Source organism: Streptomyces iakyrus (genome assembly GCF_000717055.1).
In the GTDB taxonomy this organism is placed as follows: Bacteria; Actinomycetota; Actinomycetes; order Streptomycetales; family Streptomycetaceae; genus Streptomyces; species Streptomyces iakyrus.
The window spans coordinates 122,589-142,032 of record NZ_JNXI01000014.1 but is presented as its reverse complement, the minus strand read 5'-3'; the positions used below and the strand labels follow the sequence as shown (position 1 = coordinate 142,032).

Here is a 19,444-nt window from a genome sequence, read left to right as displayed (position 1 = left end):
GGTAAGACGATGGCTCATTCGAACACGTCATGGCCACACAATCGGTGCATCATGTTCCTGCATGTTCAGGACCCTGGGGGGTGGAGATTTCGTGGCAAATCAGACTAAGGCGACGCATCCCCATGCGGTCACCGAGCTGTGCGAGGAAGGGAACCGACTTTATGCGAACGCCCTGCGTGCAGGGCGGATCGCGCGCACGGACGTGATGTCAGCGCCTTGTCTGGTCGAGTTCGCCCTTCTTCACCCGGACCCGGACGACGAGGACTGGCTGCGGCCGGTGCCGCCGACAGTAGCGCTCGCCGAGCGTCTGAACCCGATCGAGCGCGACATCGCGGAACGCCGTCAGTTGTCGATCAAGATCGCGGACGCGTTCGAGCCGTTCATGGCCCTGGGCGCCCAGCTGACAACGACCGACCACTCGATCACGGTGCTGGAGGGCGGCGACCGGATCAACGCGGCCCTCAATCTGGCCACGGCCCAGTGCCATGCGGAGATGCTCACCATCCAGCCCAGTGACGACCGCTTCTCCGAGCGCAGCCTCACCCAGGGACTCGAAAGGGACAGACCCCTGATCGAGCGGGGCGTCAGGATCCGGACCCTCTACCAGCACACGGCTCGTTACAGCCCCCAAAAACTCGCCTATGTGGCACAACTCGCGAACAGCAAAGCGGAGTACCGCACGATCGACGAGGTGGTGGAACGACTCATCGTCTGTGACGAGACCGTCGCGTTCATTCCGGCCCGTGACGACCAGCAGGTCGCCCTCGAACTCCGCCACCCCGGACTCGTCCGGTACCTGGTCAAGGTCTTCGAGTTCATGTGGAGCCGTTCCGTTCCGCTGAGCGCCGGCGCCCCCTACGGCCCGGCCGCGGACGGCATCACGGACATCCAGTACTCCATCGCCAAGCTCCTCGTGGAGGGACATGTCGACGAGGCCATCGCCCGCCGCCTCGGCATGAACGTCCGCACGTGCCGGGCCCACATCGCCAAACTCGCCGCCACCCTCGGCAGCGGCAGCCGCGCCCAACTCGGCTTCCTCATCGCTCAGTCCGGAATCCTGGAACGCGCGGGTGCCGCACAGTGAGCGCACCGCACCGCGAGCACGGCAAGAACGACCTGTGCTCCGCGGGCACGGACCTGTACGAACGGGCGCTGCGTCAGGGACAACTGCCGGCCGAGGAGGTCCGGGCGGCCCCCTGCCTCGTGGATCTGGGTCTGCTGCACCCGGCCCTCGACGACCCCACCAGACTGGAGCCCGTCGCCCCGGTCGTCGCGCTGCACCGGCTGTTACGGAGCTCCGAGGAGCGGATCGCGAGCGAACGGCGGCGCGAAGCGCGGTTGGCCGAAACGTTCAACCACCTCATGCGGATCGACGAGCCTCACACCACGGCCGGTGACACTCCCACGATCCAGCTCCTCACCGGCACGGAGCGGATCAATCGTGCCATCACCGACGCGATGGCCGACGCCTCCGAGGAATTGATCACCGTCCAGCCCCGCACCGGCCTCACCGGCGAACGCGGTCAGGTCGCCGACGCGGCGTCGCTCGGCCGTGACCAGGCAGCGCTGGACCGCGGTTGCCGCATACGCACCCTGTACCCGCACACCTTGCGCCACTTTCCGGTGATCATCGCCCGTTGCGAGCGCCTGAAGGGGGACGTTCAGATCCGCACGCTGGACGAAGTCCCGGACCGCCTTGTCCTCATCGACCGCACGGTGGCCTTCGTCCCGGCCGGCGAGGACGGAAAACTCGCTCTGGAGATCCGGCATCCGGCCATCGTGGACCACTTGGCCGTCACCTTCGACCGCCTCTGGCGCCTGGCCACCCCCATGCACCCCGAAGCCGCCCCCCAGCCCTCCCACGACGGCATCACCCCCCGCCAGCACGCCATAGCCTCCCTCCTCGTCGAAGGGCACACCGACGCCGTCATCGCCGACCGGCTGGGGATGAACATCCGTACCGCCCGCGTCCACATCGCCAAGCTCGCGGCGACGCTGGGCAGTCAGAGCAGGGCGCAGCTCGGGTATCTCATCGGGCGGTCCGGGATTCTTGACCGGGAACACTGAAGGGCGTGGAGGCAGCGGCCCGCGGCGGACCGTCCAGTCCGGCCTGGGCGATGCGTACGCCGAGTTGCGTACGGCTGGCCGCCCCCAGTGTCTCCGAGAGGCGCGCGATGTGCGCCCGGCAGGTCCGGACGCTTATGCCCAGCCGTTCCGCGATGACGGCGTCCTGATGCCCTTCCGCCAGCAGCGCGGCGATCGACTGCTCCCGGTGGGAGATGCCCTCGATGCCGGTGTCGGGGAGCGGGGCCTTGAGGGGGATGGCGAGGCGCCACAGCCGGTCGAAGACCGTGACGAGGTACTCGACGATCGCCGGATGGCGTAGCTCAAGGGCCATCGTGCGGTCGGAGTTGGCGGGGATGAACGCCACCGTCCGGTCGAAGAGGATCAGCCGGTCGATCACCTCGTCCAGCGTGCGCGCCTCCACCGCGTCGCCCATCAGCTCCAGATAGTTCAGCAGACCCTGCCCGTGCCGGGCGACATGGGTGTACAGGTCCCGCATCCGCACCCCGCGCCCCCGCAGGGCCAGCGCCCGGTGCAGGCCCTCGGAGAGCTCCGCCTCGCGGCGGATGCCGCCGGGCTGGACCGTGAGCACCTCGGCCGTGCACGCCTGGGTCGCCTCGTCCATCGCGGCCTGGATCCGGGCGAGTCCGTCCAGGACCCGGATCGCGGGGCCCTCAGCGGCGGGTGCGGCCGGCCGCACCTGGCCGCCCAGCCCGGCGTACCACTCGACGGCCGCGACGGCCGAGCCCACCCGCCGCTGGCTCGCGCTGACCTCGTCGTGCATCCCGCGCAGCAGCCGGGTCATGACCTCCTGCGGGGAGGTCGGCACCAGCCAGTCCATGTCGTCGGGATCCGGGTGCAGCAGGGCGAGTTCCAGCAGGCAGGGCACCGGATCCGCGTCCCGGCGCGGCACCCGGCCACGCCGTACGGCCCGGGAATACACGCGATCCCCGGCCTCGCACAGTCGGTCGGCACCGTGTGGATGCTGCTCCGCCCCGTGCCCGGTCATCGCCCATCCCACCCCCGGTTCCGCCGTCTTTCCGCAGCGCAACTATGCGCGGACAGGACGTGCTCCGCAACACGGCTCCCCGCGCGGCAACCACCGGAAACCACCGGTACGCACCGGTATCTCCGGGCCTCGGACGGTCCTGTCGCGGCAGCCTGTCAGGGGGTGGGTGAGCCCGGCTCGACGCGCGCCGAGGCGCGGCTACTTCAGACCGATGGCCCGGCACGCCGCCTTGTACTCGGCCGTGCAGATGTCCGACAGCTTGTAGATGTCGTCCGCGACCACCGTGTCCTTGATGTTCTCCTTGGTGAGCGCGACCACGGGCACGAGCTGGGCCGGGATGCCCTTGTGGGTGGGGCTGTCGACCTTGTCGCGGGTGAGGGCGGCGAACTGGATGTCGCGGCCCTGGACCTTGGCGACCGCCATCTCAGCGGCGTTCTCCGCCTCCTGCGGGTAGGACTTGTACACGCTCATGTACTGCTCGCCGCTGATGATCCGCTGCACCGCCGGAAGCTCCGCGTCCTGGCCGGTGATGGGCGGCAGGTCGGTCACGCCCGCGGCCTGGAGCGCCTTGACGATGCCGCCCGCCATGCCGTCGTTGGCGGAGTACACCGCTGCGATGTTGCCCTTGCCGATCTTCTCGATCGCCCGGGCCATGTTGGCCTCGGCGTTCTCGGGCTTCCAGTCCTTGGTGTCGAAGGACTGGGCGATCGTCACCTTGCCGTTCAGTTCGGACATGGCCCCCGCCTTGAACTGCTTGGCGTTGGGGTCCGTCGACGAGCCGTTCATCATGACGATCTTGTCGGAGAGGCTCGCCTTCTCGCCGATGGCCTCCAGCAGGGAGCGGCCCTGGACCTCGCCGACCAGCTCGTTGTCGAAGGAGATGTACGCGTCGATCGGGCCCTCGGCCAGCCGGTCGTAGGCGATGACCGGGATGCCGGCCTCCTTCGCCTTCTTCACGCCGCTCGCGATGGCCTTGGAGTCGACGGCGTCCAGCAGGATCACGTCGACCCGGTCGTCGATCATCTGCTGCATCTGGCTCGCCTGCTTGTCCGCGCTCGCATCGGCGTTGGCGTACTCGACGCGGCCCTTGTCGTTGGTGAGCGACTCGACCTTCGTCTTGATGATCGGGTAGTCGAAGTTCTCGTAGCGCGTGTTGGCCTTCTCCGGCAGCAGCAGGCCGACGGTGATGTCGTTGCCCTTGGCCGGACTCGCGGCGTCGCTGCTCCCCGTCGCGTTGAGCACGCCGCAGCCTGCGAGCGTGACGGAGATCGTGGCGGCTGCCACGGATATGGCGATACGACGCATGCGGGGGCTCACTTCGCGTGTGTTTCGGACGTGGGCGCATCTTTGGTGCCCATGTGACTGAAAAGCCAACGCGGACGCGCCCCCAGCGTCAAGCGGAACCACTTAACGAGATGACAACACCACGCTCCGCAGCAGTTGTGAAGACTCTGCGGAATCTCCTTCAAGTGGCGTGCACCACGCGGTCATCCACGGGAGGCCACAAGAAACCGGGGCAAGGTGCACCAAACAGACGAAAGGGCCGGGAGTCAACTCCCGGCCCTCTCCCGTGCGTACGCGCGTCAGTCGGACTGCTGCTGCCGCTTCGGCCGCCACACCACCAGCGCGCTGGTCTGCTGCACCTCCTGGTACGGCACCAGGTCGCGGCGGTACGACGCGTGCACCGCCGCCTCGCGCTGGCGCATGGCCGCCGCCGCGCCGTCGAGCGCGTCCTGCATCTCGGCCACCCGGGCCTGGAGCGCGGCGACCTGGTTCTCCAGTTCGATGATGCGCTTGATTCCGGCCAGGTTGATGCCCTCGTCCTGCGACAACTGCTGGACGGTGCGCAGCAGTTCGATGTCACGGGCCGAGTAGCGCCGGCCCCGGCCCGCGGTGCGGTCCGGGGAGACCAGCCCCAGGCGGTCGTACTGGCGCAGGGTCTGCGGGTGCAGGCCGGACAGCTGGGCCGCCACCGAGATGACATAGACCGGGGTCTCCTCGGTCAGTTCATACGGGTTGCGTCGACGACCGTCCATCTGACTCATGCTCCCTTCGCGGCCTGGAACAGATCCGCCCGCGGGTCCTCACCCGCGGTCGCCTCGCGATACGCCTCGAGTGCGTCACGAGCCTTCCCCGTCAGGTCCTGCGGAACACTCACCTCGACGGTGACCAGAAGGTCGCCGCGGGTGCCGTCCTTGCGGACCGCGCCCTTGCCCCGGGCGCGCATGGTGCGTCCGTTGGGCGTGCCGGGGGGCAGCTTCAGCGTGACGGGCGGGCCGCCGAGCGTCGGCACCCGCACCTCGCCGCCGAGGGCCGCCTCGGTGAACGTGACCGGGACGGTGACGGTGAGGTTGTCGTCCTTGCGGCCGAACACCGGGTGGGTGTCGACGTGCACGACGACGTACAGATCGCCCGCCGGGCCGCCGCGCTCGCCCGGCGCGCCCTTGCCGCGCAGCCGGATCCGCTGGCCGTCGCTGACGCCCGCGGGGATGCGCACCTGCATGGTCCGGGAGGACTTGGCCCGGCCGCTGCCCTTGCAGACCTCGCAGGCGTGCTCCGCGATCAGGCCGCGGCCCTTGCAGTCCGGGCAGGGGTCGGTGAGGGAGAAGCCGCCGCCGCTGCCCCGGGCGACCTGCCCGGTGCCGACGCAGGTCGGGCACACGCGGGGCGTGCCGTTCTTGTCGCCGGTGCCCGAACAGGCCTTGCAGGGAGACTGCGACGACATCCGCAGCGGGACGGTCGCTCCCTCGATCGCCTCGGTGAAGCTGAGCGTGACCTCGGACTCGATGTCCTGGCCGCGCCGGGGGTGCGTACGCGTCCCCGGCCCGCCCGCGCCGCCGCGGTTGAACAGGCCCCCGAAAACGTCACCGAGTCCGCCCCCGAAGCCGCCGGCTCCCTGGCCGCCCCCCTGGGCGCCGCCTCCGAAGAGGTCGCCCAGGTCGAAGTTGAAGGAGCCGCCCGCGCCGCCCGGCCCCGGGCGGAAGCCGCCGTTGCCGAAGAGGGCGCGCGCGTCGTCGTACTCCTTGCGCTTCTTGGGGTCGCCGAGGATGTCGTTGGCCTCGGAGATCTCCTTGAAGCGCTCCTCCGCCTTGGCGTTGCCCTTGTTGGCGTCCGGGTGGTTCTCGCGGGCGAGCTTCCGGTAGGCCTTCTTGATCTCGGCCTCGGTGGCGTCCTTGGGGACGCCGAGGACCTTGTAGTAGTCCTTCTCGATGAAGTCCTTGGTGCTCATCCCCGACGTCCCTCCTTCCCTTCGTTGATGACGTCAGCCCTCGTCCGGGCCACCGCTCTCCTTGTCGTCGGCGTCGGCGGACTCGTCCGCCTTGACCGTCTGCGCCCCCGGCTGGGGTTCGGCCACGGCCACCCGCGCGGGGCGGATGGTGCGCTCGCCGATCCGGTACCCGGGCTGCAGGATCGCGACGCACGTCGTCTCGGTGACGTCCGGTGCGTAGCTGTGCATCAGGGCTTCGTGGATCGTCGGGTCGAAGGGCTCGCCCTCCTTGCCGAACTGCTGCAGGCCCATCTTCGCCGCGGTGCTCTCCAGCGACTCGGCGACGGACTTGAAGCCGCCGACCAGTTCGCCGTGTTCGCGCGCGCGGCCGATGTCGTCGAGCACGGGCAGGAGCTCGGTCAGGAGGTTCGCGATGGCGATCTCCTTGACCGCGATCCGGTCACGCTCGACCCGGCGGCGGTAGTTCTGGAACTCGGCCTGGAGGCGCTGGAGGTCCGCCGTGCGCTCGCTGAGCGCCGTGCGGGCCTGGTCCAGCTGGGCCACCAGGGCCGCGTCCTGGCCCGTGTCCCCGGCCGGGGCCGCCCCCTCCTCCGCGGAGGGGGAGGCGGCCTTCGGCTCGGCGTCTTCGGAGGTGGCGCCGGAAGGGACGTCGGGCTGCTGCTCGTCGAAGCCCGGGGTCTCCTCCGTCACGCGGCACCGTCCTTCCGGTCCTCGTCGACGATCTCGGCGTCGACGACGTCGTCGTCGGCCTTGGCGCCACCGGCGGCACCGGCGTCACCGGCGGGACCACCGGCCGCCTGGGCGGCGTTGGCGTCCGCGTACATGGCCTGGCCGAGCTTCTGCGAGACGGCCGCGACCTTCTCGGTGGCGGTGCGGATCTCGGCGGAGTCCTCGCCCTTGAGCTTCTCCTTCAGCTCGGCGACGGCCTCCTCGACCTCGGTCTTGATGTCGCCCGGGACCTTGTCCTCGTTGTCCTTGAGGAACTTCTCGGTCTGGTAGACCAGCTGCTCGCCCTGGTTGCGGGACTCGGCGGCCTCGCGGCGCTTGTGGTCCTCCTCCGCGTACTGCTCGGCCTCCTGGCGCATGCGGTCGACCTCGTCCTTCGGCAGCGAGGAGCCGCCGGTGACGGTCATCTTCTGCTCCTTGCCGGTGCCGAGGTCCTTCGCCGTGACGTGCATGATGCCGTTGGCGTCGATGTCGAAGGACACCTCGATCTGCGGGACGCCGCGGGGCGCCGGGGGCAGACCGGTCAGCTCGAACATCCCGAGCTTCTTGTTGTACGCCGCGATCTCGCGCTCGCCCTGGTAGACCTGGATCTGCACGGAGGGCTGGTTGTCCTCGGCGGTGGTGAAGATCTCGGAGCGCTTGGTCGGGATCGTCGTGTTCCGCTCGATGAGCTTGGTCATGATGCCGCCCTTGGTCTCGATGCCGAGGGACAGCGGGGTGACGTCGAGAAGCAGGACGTCCTTGACCTCGCCCTTGAGGACACCGGCCTGCAGGGCGGCGCCGATGGCGACGACCTCGTCCGGGTTGACGCCCTTGTTGGCGTCCTTGCCGCCGGTCAGCTCCTTGACGAGCTCGGCGACGGCGGGCATACGGGTCGAGCCGCCGACGAGGACGACGTGGTCGATCTCGCTGATGGAGATGCCGGCGTCCTTGATGACGTTGTGGAACGGCGTCTTGCAGCGCTCCAGGAGGTCCGCGGTCAGCTGCTGGAACTGGGCGCGGGTGAGCTTCTCGTCGAGGTGCAGGGGGCCCTCGGCGGAGGCGGTGATGTAGGGCAGGTTGATCGAGGTCTCGGTGGACGAGGACAGCTCGATCTTCGCCTTCTCGGCGGCCTCGCGCAGACGCTGCAGGGCCATCTTGTCCTTGCCCAGGTCCACGCCGTGGCCGGACTGGAACTGCTGGACGAGGTAGTCGACGACGCGCTGGTCCCAGTCGTCACCACCGAGGTGGTTGTCACCGTTGGTGGCCTTCACCTCGACGACGCCGTCGCCGATCTCCAGCAGCGAGACGTCGAACGTGCCGCCACCGAGGTCGAAGACCAGGATGGTCTGGTCGTCCTTGTCGAGGCCGTACGCCAGCGCGGCCGCGGTCGGCTCGTTGACGATGCGCAGGACGTTCAGACCGGCGATCTCGCCGGCCTCCTTCGTGGCCTGGCGCTCGGAGTCGTTGAAGTACGCCGGGACGGTGATGACCGCGTCGGTCACCTTCTCGCCCAGGTAGGACTCGGCGTCCCGCTTGAGCTTCTGGAGCACGAAGGCGCTGATCTGCTGCGGGTTGAAGGGCTTCCCGTCGAGCTCGATCTTCCAGTCGGTGCCCATGTGACGCTTCACGGAGCGGATGGTCCGGTCCACGTTCGTGACCGCCTGGCGCTTGGCCACCTCTCCGACGAGCACCTCACCGTTCTTGGCGAAGGCGACGACGGACGGCGTGGTCCTGGCGCCCTCGGCGTTGGTGATGACGGTGGGCTCGCCGCCCTCCAGAACGCTGACGACGGAGTTAGTCGTGCCCAGGTCGATGCCGACCGCACGTGCCATGGTTGATTCCTCCAGCTGACTTGAGTGGAACGGACTCAAGTGTGCACGACGGCCCCCAACCGGTCAACAGAGCTGAGTCGGGCAGGCTCAACTCTTATCCGCTCCTTACACGCAATGGGCCGCTGACCTGCGGCGATACGCTGCGTCGAGGTCCGTACACAGGAACACGGAAGAGGGCGAGCACCACCACGAGTGCCCCTCCCGCCACCCACCACAGGGCACCGGTCCCGATCCGGCCGGCATGCGCGAGTACCCCGACGAGCATCCCGGACAACGCCCCGGTTCCCAGCAGCAGACTCGCCCCCGGCGGGGTCAGCCCGAGCCGCCGCAGCCGGTGCGCGAGATGATCGGGCCCGCTGCGCAGCACTCCCCGTCCGCCCAGCCGCCGCGTCCCGAGCACGAGTACGGCATCGGCACCGACCAGGGCGGTCAGCGCGAACAGCACCCCCGCACTCTCCCCCACCCCGAACCCGGCCCGGGCGTACACGGCTCCCACGGCGATCACGAACCCGGCGGACATGGACCCGCAACTGCCCAGCGCCACGCGCGCGGGGTGCCAGTTGTGCAGCAGGAACCCGGTCAGGGCGGCGGCCAGGACGCTCATCAGTCCCGCGATCCCGTCCATCACCTCGATGGCCGCACAGGCCGCCACCCCGAAGGCGGCGACGACCCCGGCCGTGCCCGCCAGCCCGTCGGCGTGATCGAGCCCCCGCAGCCCGAACACCACCGCCACGACCCACACGACGGCCAGCAGCCCGGTGCCCACCCCCGTCTCCGAGTAGGGCACGACACACGCGGCGGCCACGCCGGTGCCGGCGGCCAGCACCCGGCGCCGCAGCCGCCACACGTCGTCGACGAGCCCGAGCAGGGCGACGGCACCCGCGGCGACGAGCACTCCCGGCGCCCCGTCGGCGGGCGGCGCGACCTCCAGCCATTCCCCGCCCCACACGACCAGCCCCGTGACGAGCACGACGGCGAGGCCGCCGGACAACGGCACGTCCCGCTGCCGCCGCCGCTCGACCAGCCGCAGCCGCAGGGCGGGGGCCCGCAGGGCGGCCGAGACCAGTGCGGTGAGGAGGAGGGCGGTGGCGGCGGCGGTGATCCCGTAGAGCACGGATATAAGGTAGGCGCGATTATGACAATTCGGTATGAATAACACGAGGAGATGGCACCGGGATCGCGACGGGACGGCGACCGGATCCAGTCGGTTTCTGAGGCAACCCTCAGCGATTCAGATCACTGCCCACCCGGCTACAGTGCGGCGGAGGATGAGGGTAGTCTCAGACGGACTGCATAAGTTACCGCTTAGTAATTTCGGGGAACCCTGGAAAACGACAGGTCACCCGACGAAACCCCTCGCAGGCCCGAGGAGCCCCCATGCAACTCGCCGCGATCATCGTGTCGCTGGTTCTGACCGTGGTCGGCGTCGCGCTGCTCGCACGCGCGATCGGCCAGTTCGTCCGGTACTTCAAGCTGGGCCAGCCGGTCCCCGCCGGTACCCGGACCGACAACCCCTACCAGCGCAGCGTGACCCTGGTGAAGGAGTTCCTCGGCCACACGCGCATGAACCGGTGGGGCATCGTCGGTGTCGCCCACTGGTTCGTCGCCGTCGGCTTCCTGACGCTCCCGCCGACTCTCGCCCAGGCCTTCGGCCAGCTGTTCCAGGCCGACTGGGTGCTGCCGGTCATCGGTACGTTCCTGCCGTTCGAGCTGTACATCGAGTTCATCGGCGTGATGACGATCCTGGGCATCGCGGTGCTCATCGCGATCCGCCTGCTGAACCTGCCGAGCCGCCCGGGCCGCAAGTCCCGCTTCGCCGGCTCCAAGGCCGGGCAGGCCTACTTCGTCGAGTACGTCATCCTCACCATCGGCCTGGCGATCTACGTGCTGCGGGGCCTGGAGGGCGCGCTCCACCACGTCGACCACTACGAGGCGTCGTACTTCGCGTCGTACCCCCTGGTCCTGGCCTTCAAGGGCCTGTCGGTGACGGCGCTGCAGAACCTGGTCTACCTGGTCGCGATGATCAAGATCAGCACCTCGTTCATCTGGATGATCGTGGTGTCGCTCAACACCAACATGGGTGTCGCCTGGCACCGGTTCCTCGCGTTCCCGAACATCTGGTTCAAGCGCGAGGCGAACGGCGGCACGGCCCTCGGCGCGCTCCAGCCGATGACGTCGGGCGGGAAGCCGATCGACTTCACCGACCCGGGCGACGACGACGTCTTCGGTGTCTCCCAGGTCGAGCAGTACTCCTGGAAGGGCCTGCTGGACTTCTCCACCTGCACCGAGTGCGGCCGCTGCCAGTCGCAGTGCCCCGCCTGGAACACGGGCAAGCCCCTCTCCCCCAAGCTGCTGATCATGTCCCTGCGGGACCACGCGCACGCCAAGGCGCCGTACCTGCTGGCCGGCGGCGGCAAGACGATGGAGGGCGAGGAGAAGGCTTCGGAGGAGGCCCTGAAGGACGTCCCGGCCGCGGCCCTCGCGGAGGCCGAGCGCCCGCTGGTCGGCACGGCCGAGGAGAACGGCGTCATCGACCCCGACGTCCTGTGGTCCTGCACCACCTGCGGCGCCTGCGTCGAGCAGTGCCCGGTGGACATCGAGCACGTCGACCACATCGTCGACATGCGCCGCTACCAGGTGATGATCGAGTCCTCGTTCCCGTCCGAGGCGGGCACGATGCTCAAGAACCTGGAGAAGAAGGGCAACCCCTGGGGCCTGGCGAAGAAGCAGCGCCTGGAGTGGCTCAAGGAGGTCGAGTTCGAGGTCCCGGTCGTCGGCAAGGACATCGAGGACCTGTCCGAGGTCGAGTACCTGTACTGGGTCGGCTGCGCCGGCGCCCTGGAGGACCGCGCCAAGAAGACCACGAAGGCCTTCGCGGAGCTGCTGCACATGGCGGGCGTCAAGTTCGCGATCATGGGCGGCGACGAGAAGTGCACCGGTGACTCCGCCCGCCGCCTGGGCAACGAGCCCCTGTTCCAGGAGCTCGGCATGGAGAACGTCATGGCGCTGAACATGGCGTTCGGCGAGGAGATGGACGACGAGGGCAAGGTGACGCCCGAGTCGGCGAAGCCGAAGTCGTCGAAGAAGATCGTCGCGACGTGCCCGCACTGCCTCAACACGCTCGGCAACGAGTACCCGCAGCTCGGCGGCGACTACGAGGTCATCCACCACACACAGCTGCTCCAGCACCTGGTGGACGAGGGCAAGCTGATCCCTGTCACGCCGGTCGAGGGCATCATCACGTACCACGACCCCTGCTACCTGGGCCGCCACAACAAGATCTACACGCCGCCGCGCGAGATCATCGCGAGCGTCCCCGGCATCCGCAACGAGGAGATGCACCGCCACAAGGAGCGCGGCTTCTGCTGCGGCGCCGGTGGTGCGCGGATGTGGATGGAGGAGCGGATCGGCAAGCGCATCAACAACGAGCGCGTCGACGAGGCCCTCTCCGTCAACCCCGACATCGTCTCGACGGCCTGCCCGTTCTGCCTGGTCATGCTCACGGACTCGGTCAACGGCAAGAAGAACGACGGCAAGGCAAAGGAGTCCATCCAGGTGGTGGACGTCGCCCAGCTCCTGCTGGACTCGGTGAAGACGCCGGTCCCGGCGGAGGCCGAGACCGACGGCGACGGCGACGACGGCGAGCCGCCGGCGGGCACAGCGGACTCTACGAGCGCGCCGGAGCCGGAGCCGGTGAAGTAGCCGGTCCCAGCTGTTCCTTTCCTGCGCCCCCTGCCCGAGTCATCGGGCGGGGGGCGTCGGCGTTCACCCGCGGGTCCTGGGCTCCCGGCTCTCGGCAACACGGAGGACGTCCCGCAGGGCCTCGGTGAGGCGCTCGGCGAGGAAGCGGAGCTGCGCCTCGGTGGCGTCGGGGAGCAGGTCCTCGGCGTGGGCGAGGAGCCGGGCACCCATGTCCAGCCGGGTCGCTTCGGTGAGGTCGGCCAGACGGGACAGGCGTCCGCCGTCGTCGTCCGTGATCAGGAAGCAGGGCTTGGCGTCGGGACCGGTCCACGGCAGGAGCCGCAGCGTACGACGCGGGCCGGCGCTCATCAGGCGGCCTCGATACCGGCGGCCGGATACAGGCCTGTCCCCGGCCATGCCGGTGTGGTGTCGCCCTGTTGGCGCCACTGCTGCTGTTCATGGGCGACGAGGTAGGGGCGCACGGCAGCAGTGGAAGCACCGTCGAGGGGGGTGCCCAGCCCGTACGGACTGCGGTGTGCGGGGAGCGGCGCCCACGGCGGGAAGGGTGGGGCGGACACATCCCGCGGTGAAGTAGTCGTAGCACTGCGCCTACGGGAGAGCGGAGCCAAGAGGCCCACCCACACCAGGAGACGGCGGATAAGGTCGAGCACGTCATCAGCTCCGTTCGGCTTCGCTGGTGGCCATGCCCCCGGACGGCTCCACCCGTCGCGGGGGCTTCTGTGCTCCTGCATCCTTCGCGGTCTACCGCAGTCTACCGCGGTCGCGCGGTCTACCGCAGAGTTCTAGCGTCCACTGCATGAGTCCCGAGCTTGACCGCACCCGCCCTGTCTGGCGGCAGGTGGCCGCAGTCATCGCCGATCGCATCGCTGACGGGTCGTATCCCGTGGGCAGCCGGGTGCCGTCCGTCGTCGAACTCTCGACCGAGTTCGGCATCGCCGCCTCGACCGCGCAGAAGGCGTTGACTCACCTCAAGACGGAAGGGCTCGTCCGGGCCGAGGTCGGTCTGGGGTCGTTCGTCGCGGAGCGTTCCGAGAGGCCCGCGGGCGAGGGGGCGTAAACGGAGGTCTTGTTGGCCTCGGGCCTCTTGCATGGATCGCGAACGGGCCTGCCTGGATCGTTGATTACCCCGGAGGGCATCGTGAGCGCGAGCAGGTGGATCAGCACGTTGTTCTCGTCCCTCGCGAGAACGCCGGCCACGAGGTCGTCCGGCTGTTCCTCGCAGGTCAGGGCGTGACGGATGCCGAGAACCGTACCCACACCGTGCTGACCTGCATTGACGGGTTGATCTTCGAACGGCTGGTGAGCGGCGGCGAGGTGCCGCGCGAGCCCTTCGAGGGCATAGTCGCCGCCGCCCTGCGCTAGGACCGGCCGTCCACGGTGCCGGCGCGAGCAGCGTGTCCTTGGCCGGAAGCAACAACCCTGGGCGCTGTTTGCCTGGATGTTTTCAACGGCCGGTTCGTCACCCGGCTCAGTCGTGCCCCCATGGCCGTAGCGCGCAGGCGGCCCAGGAGAAGCTGCGCAGTCGGGCCTGTTCGACGAGAGTGGCTGTGTCGCCGTAGGTGAGGTTGAGGTGACGGCCGAGTACGACGATGGCTACGGCGCCTGCGCCTGCCGCCTTCAGGGCCGCAGCCGCGGACTGGGCGTGGTGGCCCGTGGTCCAGGTGTCGTCGATGAGAAGCACGTTCTCGCCCCAGAGCGCCGAACAGGTGTAGCGCGACGAAGAACTCCTACGGCCGAGGGCTGCCGCCTCTGGCGTCGCCGTGAGCATGTCCCGATAGCGCCCACGTGTGGCGCCGACCATGTCCGCGACCATGGTGCGCAGAGGGTGAGACGTCCGGCCACAGGTGCTGGGCACCGTAGTGACGACACTGAAGCCCGGCACGGCGCAGTGGGCCGCGATGCAGGATTCATGGAGGGCGAGAAAGCGCCACAGGACGGCTGCCAGGCCCGTGCGGAAGTAGTGCTGCTGCGCACCACTGGTGTTCTTGTAGCGCCACAGTTCGTTGGCGTACTGCTCGTTCTTCAGCGCCAGGCTCACCGGAACCACGGCATCCCCGACCCCCGCGCCTAAGATCTTCCTGGCCTCTTGGCACTGCCAGCAGGTGGGGTAGCCAGGCTTGGCCGTGCCGCGGCAGACCTGGCAGACGCCTGGTCCCGGCAGCAACGGGTGTACGAGAAAGTTCGCGTAGCGAGCGGACAGCTCGGAAACGGTTGCCACGCGGTACGCCCGTCTATGCCCAGGTGAGCTCGCCCGTCGTGGGGACGAGCGAGTCGAGTTGGCTGAAGACGTCGTCAGGACCGTCAATGACGGTGGTGTTGGGTCGACTCGCGTACTCCCGGGCCCATTCATGTGTCATGAGGGAGCGCATGAGGAATACGCGGCGTCCATGTTCAAGGGCCAGGCGTGCCTGCATGCGAGCGCCGCTGCGGTACGCCGCCTCCACGACGACGGTGGCGAGGCTGTAGCCGCTCATCACAGCGTTGCGCATGGGGAATGACGTTTTCGAGGGCGGTGCGTCAGGCCAGAACTGGGAGACTACAAGCCCTCGTTCGGCGATTTCTCTCTGCAGGTCGGCGTTCTGCGCCGGGTAGGTCCGCCGAAGGCCGGTACCGACGACGGCTACTGTGCGTCCGCCGACAGCGAGGGCCGTACCGTGTGCGGCGGTGTCGATTCCGGCGGCCAGGCCGCTGACGACGGTGACGCCGCGCTCGGCCAGCCCGCCGGCGATGGCGCGGGCATGCGCGATGCCTTCCGGGCTGGGGGCACGAGTACCGACGACGGCGACCCGGAGGTCGTCCTCCACGGGCGTTCCCCGAAGGAACAGAAACGGCGGACGCTGGTGGACCAGCCTCAGATACAGCGGGTAATCGTCGTCCAGGATCGTCACCAGCCGCATGCCCTCGTGCTCCCAGGCCGAGATCTCTGCGGCTACGGAGTCCAGATCCACGGCAGGACCGGTGTCGAACAGAGCGCTCTGCCCCGAGGCGTCAACGGCATGCTCGAGAACATCGCGCGCGCTTCCGACCGACTCGATCTGGTCGGTCAGCTCGGGCCAGGGCCGGTCGCCACGCCGCAGCAATGCGACGAGGGCGGCTCGCTCCAGCTCGTGGTCCATGGCGCAAGTATAGGAAAAACGTCTGCGGCAGCCGGTCACTCGCGGCTACACGGCTCGCTCGGCGGTGGCGGAGAGGGGGAGCACCGGCCGATTAGTTTCCGACGCGGCAGCAGGCATGTATACGCAAGGCAGCCTCGTCGAGGAGTACGCCGGGACGACCGGCGCGGTGCCGGGCGGCCGGGCCGACTTGCAGGCCCAACCCGACCCCTCCGGCATCTACGGTGGTGCCTGGCAAGGCCCCCCTCTTCCTGCTCACCCACCACCCGGAGGACGCGCCGCCCATCCCCGGCGTGACCTCCCTGGACTGCGACGTCGCCGAGGAGCTCCGGATCGCGCGGGAGACCGCCGGGGACAAGAACGTGGAGGTCTTCTCACCGACCATCGGCCGACAGCTCCTGGAGCGCGGGCTGATCGACGTCATCGACCTGCACATCGCGCCCGTGCTGCTCGGCGGCGGAATCCGGCTGGCTGTTCGACAACCCCCGGCGGCGCGCCCGTCCGGCTGGAGCTGCTCAGCGGGCCGGACCGCAGGCCGGTCACCACACGCCCCGAGCAACCCCGGACACACTCCGAGCAGCCCCGGAAATTAACCGAACTCACGTACAACCCTTACGTCCCACCGCAGGTCTCTTGATCGCCGACCAGCCGTGAACGCCCGGACAACTCCCGGCGAACACGGACAGTCCGGCCCTCCATCGACTGTGGATGTCCGCCAGGCATCCCCCGCATGCAGCAGGAGACCCGCATGCAGCAGCACGAGCGCCCCTCCGGGCGCCGGCACGCACCCGCTCACCCGTTCCGGCGTCCCCGCGTGCGGCTCGCCCTGGCGACCGCCGCCGCGGCCGCCCTGACGGGCACGCTGCTCTCGGCCACGGCCGGCACGGCGACGGCCGCGGACGGCACGCACGCCCCGCGGGCCGACTTCAACGGCGACGGCATCGGCGACGTGGCGTTCTCCGCCTCCGGCGCGTACGTCAGCGGCAAGAAGGACGCCGGGCAGCTCGTCGTCCTGTACGGCACGAAGACCGGCGTGTCCTCCGCGCAGCGCTCCGCGATCAGCCAGAACACCGCGGGCAACCCGGGCACGGCCGAGACCGGCGACGCGTTCGGCGCCGACAGCGCCTACGCCGACTTCAACGGCGACGGTTACGACGATCTCGCCGTCTCCTCCCCCTTGGAGGACGTCGGCAGCGACAAGGACGGCGGCGGCGTCGCGGTCCTGTGGGGCTCGGCGCAGGGCATCACCGGCAAGGGCGTCACCATCGCCGACGCGGCTCCCACGAAGCACGACCGCTGGGGCAGGAACCTCGCCGCCGGCGACTTCGACGGCGACGGCAAGGCGGACCTGGCCGTCGGCACCACCTCCAACGTCATCCACGTGCTCAAGGGCGGCATCAGCGCCTCCGGTACGGCGGTCAAGGGGCGCTACAGCGTCAAGGCGCCGGTCCAGGCGTCCGGCGACGGCTCCGGGCCGCTCAACATCACCGCGGGCGACGTCAACGGCGACCGCCGCACCGACCTGGTGGTCGACGGCTTCGAGACGGCCACCGGCCGGTACTGGAACGCCAACTACCTCCTCCCCGGCACGGCCTCCGGCCTGTCCGCCACCGGCGCCCGGCAGCTGAAGGCCGGTGTCATCACCGGCATCGGCGACGTCAACGGCGACGGTTACGGCGACATCGTCACCGGCATGTACTGGAACAAGGCCGACAACGGCGTGACCTTCCCGGAGGCCTCCGACGGCGGCAAGGTGTGGATCACCTACGGCGCCCCGGACGGCATCGGCTCCACCACCGGCATCTCCCAGAACACCGGCAACGTGCCCGGCAGCTCGGAGAAGGACGACTACTTCGGCTACGAGCTGGACCTGGGCGACGTCAACGGCGACGGCCACCAGGACATCGTGGTCGGCGTCGCGGGCGAGGACATCGGCTCCGTCACCGACGCCGGACAGCTCGTCGTGCTGTACGGCTCGCCCTCCGGCATCAACACCTCCTCCGGCACCCAGGCGTTCGCGCAGAGCACCGCGGGCGTCCCCGGCTCGGACGAGAAGGACGACATGCTCGGCGCCGACGTGAAGCTCGACGACGTCACCGGCGACGGCCGCGCCGACCTGGTGGCCGGCTCGTACGAGAACACCGGCAACGGCGCGGTCCTCTACCTGCCGTCCGACGGCACGAAGATCACCGCCACCGGTTCGCGCACCGTCTCCCCCAGCGCCTCGGGCGTCTCGACGACGGGCTACCCGAACTTCGGCGCCAACTTCGCCGACTGAACCACCCCCGCACGTCCCGGGGCCGGGCCCTCCCGGTCCGGCCCCCTCCCCATCCGGAGCCCCGCCTTGCGCAAGCGCACCCTCCTGCTGGCCGCCGCCCTCACCACCGGCCTGCTCTCCGCCACCCCGGCCACCGCCGCCCCCTCCGGCCTCGCCGGGGACTTCAACGGCGACGGATACCGCGACCTCGCGGCCGGCGCCGCCTGTGCCGACGTCGGCTCGGCCGCCTGCGCCGGCGCGGTCGTCGTGCTGTACGGCTCGGCGTCCGGCGTCTCGGCCGCCCGCAAGGCCGTCATCACCCAGAACTCCGCGGGTGTGCCCGGCACCGCCGAGGCGGGCGACCTGTTCGGCTCCGCCCTGGCCGCCGGCGACCTCGACCGGGACGGCTACTCCGACCTCGTCGTCGGCGCCTCCAACGAGAGCGTCGGCGACCGGGACGGCATCGGCTCCGGCACCGTCCTGTGGGGCGGCAAGTCCGGCCTGTCCGGCGGCAAGGGCCTGCCGCAGCCGTCGACGCTCTCCGAGTACGGCAACTTCTCCCGGGGCATCGCCACCGGCGACTTCGACGGCGACGGCGACACGGACGTCACGCTCACCGGCCAGAGCCACACCCGCATCTACAACGGCCCCTTCACCCGCACGAGCGGCCCGGTGAGCCACGTCCGTGTCGGCGAGGTCGGCACCACGTTCGAGGTGTTCGCGGGCGACCTCACCGGCGACGGCGCGGCCGAGCGCGTCTACCCGTTCAACGTGGACGGCGACACCGGCGGCCAGATCGACTACTTCCGCTGGACCGGCATGACGTACAAGATGGCCGATCTGCCGAACGCCGACGGCTACCCCGGTTCCATCGGCGACATCAACCGCGACGGCTACGGCGACCTCGTCCTCGGCGACTCCGCGGACCCGTACGACCTCAAGCCCGGCGGCCACAAGGGCGGCCAGATCACCGTCTGGTACGGCGGCCCGAACGGCCCCGACCCCGCGCAGCAGCCGACCGTCGTCCACCAGGACACCGCGGGCGTGCCCGGCGCGGGCGAGGCCGAGGACGGCTTCGGCAGCGCGGTGAGCACCGGCGACATCAACGGCGACGGATACGCCGACGTCGTGGTCTCCGCCCCGGGCGAGGACATCGGCTCGGCGGCGGACGCGGGCTCGGTGACCGTGCTGTTCGGCTCCGCCTCCGGCCTGAAGACCGGCAGCGGAGTGAAGTCGTACACCCAGGACACCGCCGGGGTGCCCGGCTCCGCCGAGAAGGGCGACCGCTTCGGTTCCGCCGTGGGCCTGACCGACGTGACCAAGGACGGCAAGGCGGACCTGGTCGTCGGCGTCCACGGCGAGAACTCCACGGGCGGCCTGTGGACCCTGCGCGGCTCCGCCTCCGGCCTGACCACGAGCGGCGCCCAAGGCATCACGACCACCGCCCTCTCCCTCAAGGGCAGCGTCAACCTCGGTTCGGCCGTGGCCCAGTGACACCCCGCAGACTCCCCCGCCGACTCCCCCGTGAGG

The 19,444-nt window shown here is 69.7% G+C and carries 17 protein-coding genes and 1 pseudogene; 8 read left to right on the top strand and 10 right to left on the bottom strand.

What is annotated here, in order from left to right; translation table 11 throughout:
- Nucleotides 1–61 precede the first annotated feature (61 nt).
- Both OO68_RS21945 and OO68_RS21940 read left to right on the top strand, forming a co-directional pair.
- A complete protein-coding gene (locus OO68_RS21945; protein ID WP_033310112.1) occupies nt 62–1,084 on the top strand; it encodes a helix-turn-helix domain-containing protein in 1,023 nt (340 codons plus the stop codon).
- Nucleotides 1,081–2,067 (top strand): helix-turn-helix transcriptional regulator, encoded by a 987-nt coding sequence (locus tag OO68_RS21940; RefSeq protein WP_033310111.1) that lies wholly within the window; start codon nt 1,081–1,083, stop codon nt 2,065–2,067. The genes OO68_RS21945 and OO68_RS21940 overlap by 4 nt, the downstream gene beginning before the upstream one ends.
- Here OO68_RS21940 and OO68_RS21935 read toward each other — a convergent pair.
- From OO68_RS21935 to OO68_RS21905, 7 genes are all read right to left on the bottom strand, one after another.
- Nucleotides 2,030–3,073, bottom strand: a complete 1,044-nt coding sequence (locus tag OO68_RS21935; RefSeq protein ID WP_033310110.1) for a helix-turn-helix transcriptional regulator — start codon at nt 3,071–3,073, stop codon at nt 2,030–2,032. The two genes, OO68_RS21940 and OO68_RS21935, sit on opposite strands and share 38 nt — an antisense overlap.
- A 198-nt stretch (nt 3,074–3,271) precedes the next feature.
- Entirely contained in the window at nt 3,272–4,390 is a 1,119-nt protein-coding gene (locus OO68_RS21930) for a sugar ABC transporter substrate-binding protein (RefSeq protein WP_033310109.1), read from the bottom strand.
- A 266-nt stretch (nt 4,391–4,656) separates the two neighbouring features.
- On the bottom strand, nt 4,657–5,109 hold the full coding sequence (locus tag OO68_RS21925; protein ID WP_033310108.1) for a heat shock protein transcriptional repressor HspR: 453 nt from the start codon (nt 5,107–5,109) through the stop codon (nt 4,657–4,659).
- A gap of 5 nt (nt 5,110–5,114) precedes the next feature.
- Nucleotides 5,115–6,302, bottom strand: a complete 1,188-nt coding sequence (dnaJ, locus tag OO68_RS21920; RefSeq protein ID WP_033310107.1) for a molecular chaperone DnaJ — start codon at nt 6,300–6,302, stop codon at nt 5,115–5,117.
- A 33-nt stretch (nt 6,303–6,335) separates the two neighbouring features.
- On the bottom strand, nt 6,336–6,992 hold the full coding sequence (gene grpE, locus OO68_RS21915; protein ID WP_033310106.1) for a nucleotide exchange factor GrpE: 657 nt from the start codon (nt 6,990–6,992) through the stop codon (nt 6,336–6,338).
- Nucleotides 6,989–8,842 carry a molecular chaperone DnaK gene (gene dnaK / locus OO68_RS21910; protein ID WP_033310105.1) on the bottom strand — a complete coding sequence of 618 codons (1,854 nt, stop codon included), beginning with the start codon at nt 8,840–8,842 and terminating at the stop codon, nt 6,989–6,991. The genes grpE and dnaK overlap by 4 nt, the downstream gene beginning before the upstream one ends.
- Before the next feature lie 94 nt (nt 8,843–8,936).
- Nucleotides 8,937–9,956 carry an MraY family glycosyltransferase gene (locus OO68_RS21905; protein ID WP_033310104.1) on the bottom strand — a complete coding sequence of 340 codons (1,020 nt, stop codon included), beginning with the start codon at nt 9,954–9,956 and terminating at the stop codon, nt 8,937–8,939.
- Between the two features lie 263 nt (nt 9,957–10,219).
- Here OO68_RS21905 and OO68_RS21900 point away from each other — a divergent pair, with 263 nt between their 5' ends.
- Nucleotides 10,220–12,544 (top strand): (Fe-S)-binding protein, encoded by a 2,325-nt coding sequence (locus OO68_RS21900; protein WP_033310103.1) that lies wholly within the window; start codon nt 10,220–10,222, stop codon nt 12,542–12,544.
- A gap of 63 nt (nt 12,545–12,607) precedes the next feature.
- On the opposite strand, the gene OO68_RS21895 is transcribed toward OO68_RS21900, so the two are convergent.
- The gene (locus tag OO68_RS21895; protein WP_033310102.1) at nt 12,608–12,892 is read right to left on the bottom strand and encodes a hypothetical protein; all 285 of its coding nucleotides are present in this window, start codon (nt 12,890–12,892) and stop codon (nt 12,608–12,610) included.
- Nucleotides 12,893–13,340: 448 nt separating this feature from the next.
- On the opposite strand from OO68_RS21895, the gene OO68_RS21890 reads away from it, so the two are divergent.
- Together OO68_RS21890 and OO68_RS21885 are read left to right on the top strand one after the other, a co-directional pair.
- Entirely contained in the window at nt 13,341–13,601 is a 261-nt protein-coding gene (locus OO68_RS21890) for a GntR family transcriptional regulator (RefSeq protein WP_033310101.1), read from the top strand.
- Between the two features lie 110 nt (nt 13,602–13,711).
- A pseudogene (locus OO68_RS21885) lies at nt 13,712–13,906 on the top strand (TetR family transcriptional regulator); the annotation flags it as partial.
- A gap of 106 nt (nt 13,907–14,012) precedes the next feature.
- On the opposite strand, the gene OO68_RS21880 reads toward OO68_RS21885, so the two are convergent.
- Nucleotides 14,013–14,582 carry a hypothetical protein gene (locus OO68_RS21880; protein WP_245237101.1) on the bottom strand — a complete coding sequence of 190 codons (570 nt, stop codon included), beginning with the start codon at nt 14,580–14,582 and terminating at the stop codon, nt 14,013–14,015.
- Between the two features lie 193 nt (nt 14,583–14,775).
- Nucleotides 14,776–15,660 (bottom strand): DNA-processing protein DprA, encoded by an 885-nt coding sequence (locus tag OO68_RS21875; protein ID WP_033310099.1) that lies wholly within the window; start codon nt 15,658–15,660, stop codon nt 14,776–14,778.
- A gap of 224 nt (nt 15,661–15,884) precedes the next feature.
- On the opposite strand from OO68_RS21875, the gene OO68_RS42390 reads away from it, so the two are divergent.
- The 3 genes from OO68_RS42390 to OO68_RS21860 all read left to right on the top strand — a co-directional run bounded on the left by OO68_RS42390 (nt 15,885) and on the right by OO68_RS21860 (nt 19,408).
- Nucleotides 15,885–16,250: a dihydrofolate reductase family protein gene (locus OO68_RS42390; protein WP_245237099.1), complete on the top strand. Its 366-nt coding sequence runs from the start codon at nt 15,885–15,887 to the stop codon at nt 16,248–16,250.
- A gap of 155 nt (nt 16,251–16,405) precedes the next feature.
- A complete protein-coding gene (locus OO68_RS21865; protein WP_078625401.1) occupies nt 16,406–17,935 on the top strand; it encodes a VCBS repeat-containing protein in 1,530 nt (509 codons plus the stop codon).
- A 66-nt stretch (nt 17,936–18,001) separates the two neighbouring features.
- Complete coding sequence (locus OO68_RS21860) at nt 18,002–19,408, top strand: FG-GAP repeat protein (protein ID WP_033310098.1); 1,407 nt, start codon at nt 18,002–18,004, stop codon at nt 19,406–19,408.
- Nucleotides 19,409–19,444: the final 36 nt, after the last annotated feature.